At 75.4% G+C, this 6,488-nt stretch carries 4 protein-coding genes and 1 pseudogene; 3 read left to right on the forward strand and 2 right to left on the reverse strand.

Going from position 1 to position 6,488, the window contains the following annotated elements; translation table 11 throughout:
* The first annotated feature begins 371 nt into the window (after positions 1 to 371).
* Positions 372 to 2,234: an ABC transporter ATP-binding protein gene (locus tag KIK08_RS21415; RefSeq protein ID WP_250557504.1), complete on the forward strand. Its 1,863-nt coding sequence runs from the start codon at positions 372 to 374 to the stop codon at positions 2,232 to 2,234.
* A gap of 80 nt (positions 2,235 to 2,314) precedes the next feature.
* On the opposite strand, the gene KIK08_RS21420 is transcribed toward KIK08_RS21415, so the two are convergent.
* The gene (locus tag KIK08_RS21420; RefSeq protein ID WP_214404999.1) at positions 2,315 to 2,932 is read right to left on the reverse strand and encodes a winged helix-turn-helix domain-containing protein; all 618 of its coding nucleotides are present in this window, start codon (positions 2,930 to 2,932) and stop codon (positions 2,315 to 2,317) included.
* Between the two features lie 70 nt (positions 2,933 to 3,002).
* Here KIK08_RS21420 and KIK08_RS21425 point away from each other — a divergent pair, with 70 nt between their 5' ends.
* Positions 3,003 to 4,550, forward strand: a complete 1,548-nt coding sequence (locus tag KIK08_RS21425; RefSeq protein WP_214405000.1) for an alpha/beta hydrolase family protein — start codon at positions 3,003 to 3,005, stop codon at positions 4,548 to 4,550.
* A 55-nt stretch (positions 4,551 to 4,605) separates the two neighbouring features.
* Here the strand turns inward: KIK08_RS21425 and KIK08_RS21430 are convergent, their stop codons facing one another.
* Positions 4,606 to 6,180, reverse strand: coding sequence for a phytoene desaturase family protein (locus KIK08_RS21430; RefSeq protein WP_250557505.1), 1,575 nt, complete (start codon positions 6,178 to 6,180; stop codon positions 4,606 to 4,608).
* Between the two features lie 27 nt (positions 6,181 to 6,207).
* On the opposite strand from KIK08_RS21430, the pseudogene KIK08_RS21435 reads away from it, so the two are divergent.
* A pseudogene (locus KIK08_RS21435) lies at positions 6,208 to 6,488 on the forward strand (2-phosphosulfolactate phosphatase); the annotation flags it as partial.

Raw genomic sequence — 6,488 nt, forward strand, 5'->3', positions numbered from 1 at the left:
ACACCCACCCGGCGCTGCGAGGACGCCCACCCCGGGCTGCGAGGACGCCCTCGCCCGCCCGCGTCCGGCCGCGCAGCGGCACTCCCCCCGAAGCCCCTGCTCACAGACCCGCGGTCGCCCTCCGCGCAGGAGCCGCCGGAGGCCCCAAAGCCGAGGCCCTCGCAGGGCAAATCCCGACTCCGCAGATGAGTTCCGCCCTCCCCACCTGTCCTACCCCTCAACAGCGGCGGACGACGAGCTTGACCTGAAGTCAGATTCAGGTCATAGCGTCGTTCCCGAACCGGACGGAACGGAACTGTCGGTGGTCGGGTCCAGACTCGCCGCGGCGGAGGGAGAACCCGATGAGCATGGAGATGGTGGCCTGGAGCGAGATGTACCGGGCCTCGCACGACACCGGTGAGAAGCGGCCCTTCTCCATGGCCACGCTGCGCCGCATCGCCGCGTTCGCCGGGCCGCACCGTTCGCGCGTGGCGACGTTCCTGCTGGTCAGCGTCGTCGGGGCGGCGCTGGCCGTGGCCACCCCGGTGCTCGCCGGCCGGGTCGTCGACGCGATCGTCGGCGGTGGCCCGCTGTCGGTCGTGGTGGTGCTCGCCGCGCTGATCGCGGCCATCGCGGTCGTCGAGGCGGCCGGCGGCATCCTGCAGCGCTGGCTGTCGGCCTCGCTCGGCGAGGGCCTCATCCTCGACCTGCGCGCCGCGGTGTTCGACCACGTCCAGCGCCAGCCGGTGGCCTTCTTCACCCGCACCCGCACCGGCGCGCTGGTCAGCAGGCTCAACAACGACGTCATCGGGGCCCAGCGGGCGTTCAGCGACACGCTGTCCGGGGTCGTGGGCAACGTGGTCACCCTGGCCCTGACCGTCGCCGTCATGGTCACCCTGTCCTGGCAGGTCACGCTGCTGGCGCTGGTGCTGCTGCCGGTGTTCGTCATCCCGGCCCGGCGGATCGGGCGCACGCTGGCCGCCATCCAGCGCGAGGGGGCCGACCACAACGCCGCCATGGGCGACCAGATGACCGAGCGCTTCTCCGCGCCCGGCGCCACGCTGGTGAAGCTGTTCGGCCGCCCGGCCGAGGAGACGCGCGAGTTCGTCGCCAGGGCCGCCCGCGTGCGCGACATCGGCGTGCGCACCGCGATGGTCCAGTGGGTGTTCGTCTCCGCGCTGACGCTGGTCTCGGCGCTCGCCCTGGCGCTGGTCTACGGCGTCGGCGGCTACCTGGCGCTCAGCGGCGGGCTGGCCGCGGGCGACGTGGTGGCGCTGGCGCTGCTGCTGACCCGCCTCTACGCCCCGCTCACGGCACTGGCCAGCGCGCGGGTCGAGGTGATGAGCGCGCTGGTCAGCTTCGAGCGGGTGTTCGAGGTGCTGGACCTGCAGCCCCTGATCGCCGAGCCGGAGCACCCCGCGGCGCTGCCGGAGGGCCCGCTGGGCGTGGAGTTCGACGGCGTCGACTTCGCCTACCCGTCGGCCGAGCGGGTCTCGCTGGCCTCCCTGGAGGACGTCGCCCAGCTCGACACGCGCGGCGGCGAGCAGGTGCTGCACGGGGTCGGGTTCCGCGCCGAGCCGGGGCAGATGGTCGCGCTGGTCGGCTCGTCGGGGGCCGGCAAGTCCACGATCGCCCAGCTGCTTCCGCGCCTCTACGACGTCGACGCGGGCGCCGTCCGCATCGGCGGGGTCGACGTCCGCGACCTCTCGTTCGACGCGCTGCGCGGCGCGATCGGCATGGTCACCCAGGACGGCCACCTCTTCCACGACAGCATCCGCGCCAACCTGGCCCTGGCCCGCCCGGAGGCCGGCGAGGCCGAGCTGTGGGACGCGCTGGAGCGCGCCCGGCTCGCCGAGCTGATCCGCTCGCTGCCCGAGGGCCTCGACACGGTCGTCGGCGAGCGCGGGTACCGGCTCTCCGGCGGGGAGCGCCAGCGGCTGACCATCGCCCGCGTCCTGCTGGCCCGGCCGCGGATCGTCGTGCTCGACGAGGCCACCGCCCACCTCGACTCCACTTCGGAGGCCGCGGTGCAGGAGGCGCTGGCCGAGGCGCTCGACGGGCGCACCGCGGTCGTCATCGCGCACCGGCTGTCCACCATCCGCGCGGCCGACCAGATCCTGGTGCTGGAGCGGGGCCGGATCGTCGAGCGGGGCACGCACGCCCAGCTGGTGCGCGGCGCCGGGCGCTACGCCGAGCTGCACGACGCCCAGTTCGCGCAGCCGGCGGCGACCGAGGTCGAGCTGGCGGCTTCGTAGCCCACGTCGCAGGTCCCCCACCCGGCGCAGACCCCTCGGTCCTGCGCCGGGTGGGCCGTTTCTACGCCGTCATCCCGGGCTCAGTCGACATCGGGGAACGCCAGGAAGCGCACCAGGATCCGGCGCGCGTCGTCCGGGGGCGGGTCGGTCACGTGCTCTTCCGGGTCGTCGCTGCGGTAGCGCAGCACCAGGGCCATGTACTCCTCCCAGAAGGCCAGCAGCTCCTGCGGGCCCAGCCGCAGCGAGCTGCGGCTGAACAGCAGCGCGTCGCCCCAGGGACCCATCTCGTCGCGCCGCCGGTGGAACCGGGCCAGCGCCTCGTCGTCCTCGGCGGCGTTGAGCTCGGTGAGCTGGTCGAGGGCCACCCGGGCGTCCTCGGTCATGGCGCTGCGCGGCAGGAACCGGATGTCCTGGTGGCGGGCCCGCCACCAGCGCACTCTCCCCCGGGCCCGCTCCGGGACGTCCTCGATGAACCCGTGCTCGGCCAGCTGGCGCAGGTGGTAGCTGGTGGCGCCGGTGTTCTCGCCGAGCGCGGCGGCGAGCGTCGTCGCGGTGGCCGGGCCGTCGCGGTGCAGGCGCCGCAGGATCTGCTGGCGCAGCGGGTGGCCGAGGGCCTTGAGGGCCGCGGGGTCGCTCAGCTCGCGGGTGGGTCCGGGTTCCCCGGACCCGCGATCTCCGGGCTTCTCCTGGGTTGACATCCCCCGCAAGCTAGCACACTCTTCTCTGCAAAGAGATGTTTGCAGAACTTCTTCTGTAGAGGGGTGGATCATGGGGACACGACGGCGGTTCCGCCGGGCGGGTGGCCGGTTGCTGGTCGCGGGGGTGCTCGTCGCCGCGGCGACGGCGACGCTGACCGGGTCGGCGCTGGGTGGGCAGGATCCGGGCGGTGCGCCCGCTCCGGGACTCCGTGAGGTCGAGGTGACCGTTCCGACCAGCGACGGCCTCGCGCTCCCCGCCGTGCTGCGGATCCCGGACGAGCCGCGCCCCGGCGCCCCGGCCCTCGTCCTGGTGCACGGCGCGGGCCCCGGCCCGCGCGACAAGTACCGCGACGAGGCCGAGGCCTTCGCGGCGGCCGGGGTGGCCACACTGGCCTACGAGAAGCGGACCGTGGGCTACTCGCTGACCCAGCGCTCGTACCCCCAGCTGGCCGACGACGCCGTCGCGGCGGCCGGGGTGCTGCGGGCGCAGCCCGGCATCGATCCCGACGCGGTCGGGCTCTGGGGCTTCAGCGAGGGCGGCTGGGTGGCCCCGCTGGCCGCCTCCCGCGACCCCCGCACGGCGTTCCTGGTGCTGGTCGGCGCGAACGGTGTCCAGCCGCTACGCCAGCAGACCTGGGCCGACGCGCAGAAGCTGCACCACGCCGGGGTGCGCGGCTCGCTGGTCGACGCGGCGTCGGCCGGTGTGTACCGGCTGATCAACGACATGGGGATGTTCGCGGAGGCGTACTACGACCCGATGCCCGTGCTGAACGGGCTGCGGCTGCCGGTGCTGGGCCTGTGGGGCGCGAAGGACCGGCTGACACCCCCGCTGGAGAGCGTGGCCGCGTACCGCACCGGGCTGGACCGCGCCGGCAACGCGCACTACACCCTGCGGACCTTCGCCGACGCCGAGCACGGCCTGCGCGTCACCGCGGACGGCTACACCGAGGAGGTGGAGTTCGCCCCCGGCTACGTCGACCTCGTCGCGTCCTGGACGAGCGCGGCGGCGACCGGCGACGCCCCGGCCCCGTCGGTCGGCGGGACCGGCGACCAGCCGCTGCCCACCGCGCCCGTCGCGCCGCTGGCCTGGTGGGAGTCCGCTCCCGTGCACGGCGTCGCCCTGCTGCTGATGGTGGTCGGGTTCGTCGGGTTCGCCGTCACCGCGGCCGTCCGCCGGGTGCGCCGCGTGTTCCGGCCGGGAGCGGCGACCCCGGCGCCCGTCGCGGCCCGGGTCGTGGCCGGCGCGGGCCTGGTCGCGGTGCTCGGCACCCTGTACTACGTCGTCGCGCTGACCCTCGTCCGCGGCGGCGGCACGATCGACCCCGGCCCGCTGCTGGCCGGGCGCACGCTGCCGTGGCTGGCGCTGCAGGCGCTGGCGGTCGCCACGGTGGTGGCGGCGGTCGTGCTGGTCGTGGGGCTGGTCCGGGAACGCGGCCGGATCGGAACCGACGGGGCCGGCGCGCCCGAGCTCGTCGGCGCGGGCCGCGGGCCCGGCACCGTCCGCCGCCCGGCCGCGGTCGTCCGGTCCGTGGGCGAACGCGTCCGGATCGCCGCCCTCCTGGTCGCCGCGGCAGCCTTCGTCCCATGGGCCCTCTACTGGGGCCTGCTCCTCCCCTGACCGCCCTCGTCGAACGCCGGGAAGGCCGCCGCGAAGGTGGCCTTCCCGGCGTCGGTCAGGAGCGGGTGTCGGCGAGCACGGCCATCGCGGCGTTGCGGCCGTTGATGCCGATCACGCTGCCGCCGGGGTGGGTGGCGGCGCCGGCCAGGTAGAGGCCGGGGACGCCGGTGCGCGGGGCGAACCGGCGGTCCCACATCTGGGCGGGCAGGCAGTCGCCCTGGAAGATGTGCCCGCCGGTGAGCCCGATGCGGGCCTCGACGTCGGGCGGGCCGAGGACCTGGCGGTGCTCGATGCGGTCGACGACGTCGGGGGCGAAGCGGGCGACCTCGGCCATGGCGGCGTCGGCGATCTCCTCGCGGCGGGCGTCCCAGCTGCCGTCGGCCAGCGCGTAGGGCACGTACTGGGCGAACACGCTCATCACGTGCCGCCCGTCGGGGGCGACGGAGCTGTCGTAGCGCGACGGGAAGTAGACCTCCGCCCAGGACGGCGCCGGGTGGCCGGCGACGGCCCGTTCGAACGCCGCCTGGGTGGCGTCGATGCCGGAGGTGATGGTGACCATCGCCCGGTGCGGGAGGTCGGGGTCGGCGGCGGCCGGGAACGTCGGCAGCCCGCGCATTGCGCAGTTGATCTTCAAGACCGGGCTGGTGGACGTCCAGGCGTCGACCCGGGAGCGCCACGCGTCGGGCACGGCGTCGCCGCACAGCGCCGTCGTGGCCTTCGGGTCGGCGCTGGACACGACCGCGTCGGCGGCGATCAGCTCGCCACCGGCCAGCCGCACCCCGTCCCCCGGCTCGATCGCGGCGACCCGGACGCCGCTGGCCAGCACCGCACCGTGCGCGAGGGCGGCGTCGGCGATGGCGAACGACACGCGGCCGGTGCCGCCGCGCACGTAGCCCCAGCGGCCGTCGTTGAGGGTGCCCAGGGAGTGCATGGCGTGCACGCCTGCGGTGCCGGGGTCGCGCGGGCCGGCCCAGGTGCCGATGACGCCCTGGCCGTGCAGCAGGGCGCGCAGCCGCTCGTCGCGCACGTGCTCGGACACGACGTCGGCGATCGAGCGGTGCAGCAGCACCTCCAGTGCCTCGGTGTCGGCGCCGAACAGCTCGGCCAGCTCGGCGCGGTCGGGGCTGTCGCCGACCCAGGTGTCGCGCGGGCCGAGCCGCAGGGTGCGCCGGATGCGTTCGAAGAGCGCCTCGTAGGCCAGGTAGCCCTCGACGTCCGACGGGGAGATCGCGGCGATCTCCTTCGCGGTCGCGTCGGTGTCCGACCACACCGCGACCGAGGTGCCGTCGTCGAAGGGGCACCACAGGCTCGGGTCCATCAGGGTGACCGCGAAGCCCCGCTCGGCCAGCCCCAGTTCGGCCACGACCAGCGGGTGCAGCAGCCCCACCACGTACGCGCACGGGCTGACGAGGTAGTCGGGGTCGTCGGCGAAGGGCCGTTCCAGGGTGGCGGCGCCGCCGAGCTGCTCGCGCGCCTCCAGCACCAGCACCGAGCGGCCGGCCCGGGCCAGGTAGGCGGCGGCGGTGAGGCCGTTGTGCCCGCCGCCGACGACGACCACGTCCCAGCGTCGGGCCGCGAGCTCGGCGGTCGGCGCCGGGAGCCCGACCCTGCCCAGAACGTCCTGAACCATCACGTCCCCGGACGCTACCGTCGGTCGGTGGCGATCGAGCCGAGGATCGAGCACCGCCAGCGCGGGCACCGCGTCCGCCTGGAGTGGGGCCGCCACGGCGTCGACGTGCTGGCGGCCGACTGCGCCGTCGTGGTCGTCGTCGACGTGCTGTCGTTCTGCACCTCGGTCGACGTCGCCGTGGGGCGGGGCGCGGCCGTGCTCCCGCAGCGCGACGCCGACCGGGCCGCGGCGCTGGCCGAGGCCCAGCGGATCGGCGCACTGCCCGCGGGGCGGCGCGACGGGCGCGGCCCGTCGCTGCGGCCGTCCTC

The sequence above is a fragment of the Pseudonocardia lacus genome (assembly GCF_018531445.1).
GTDB lineage: Bacteria > Actinomycetota > Actinomycetes > Mycobacteriales > Pseudonocardiaceae > Pseudonocardia > Pseudonocardia lacus.

What these genes read in the sequence shown, in the direction of transcription:
- KIK08_RS21425 (WP_214405000.1), top strand. Translation starts at nt 3,003, where the DNA reads ATGGGGACACGACGGCGGTTCCGCCGGGCGGGTGGCCGGTTGCTGGTC.
- KIK08_RS21420 (WP_214404999.1), bottom strand. Translation starts at nt 2,932, where the DNA reads ATGTCAACCCAGGAGAAGCCCGGAGATCGCGGGTCCGGGGAACCCGGA.
- KIK08_RS21415 (WP_250557504.1), top strand. Translation starts at nt 372, where the DNA reads ATGTACCGGGCCTCGCACGACACCGGTGAGAAGCGGCCCTTCTCCATG.
- KIK08_RS21430 (WP_250557505.1), bottom strand. Translation starts at nt 6,180, where the DNA reads ATGGTTCAGGACGTTCTGGGCAGGGTCGGGCTCCCGGCGCCGACCGCC.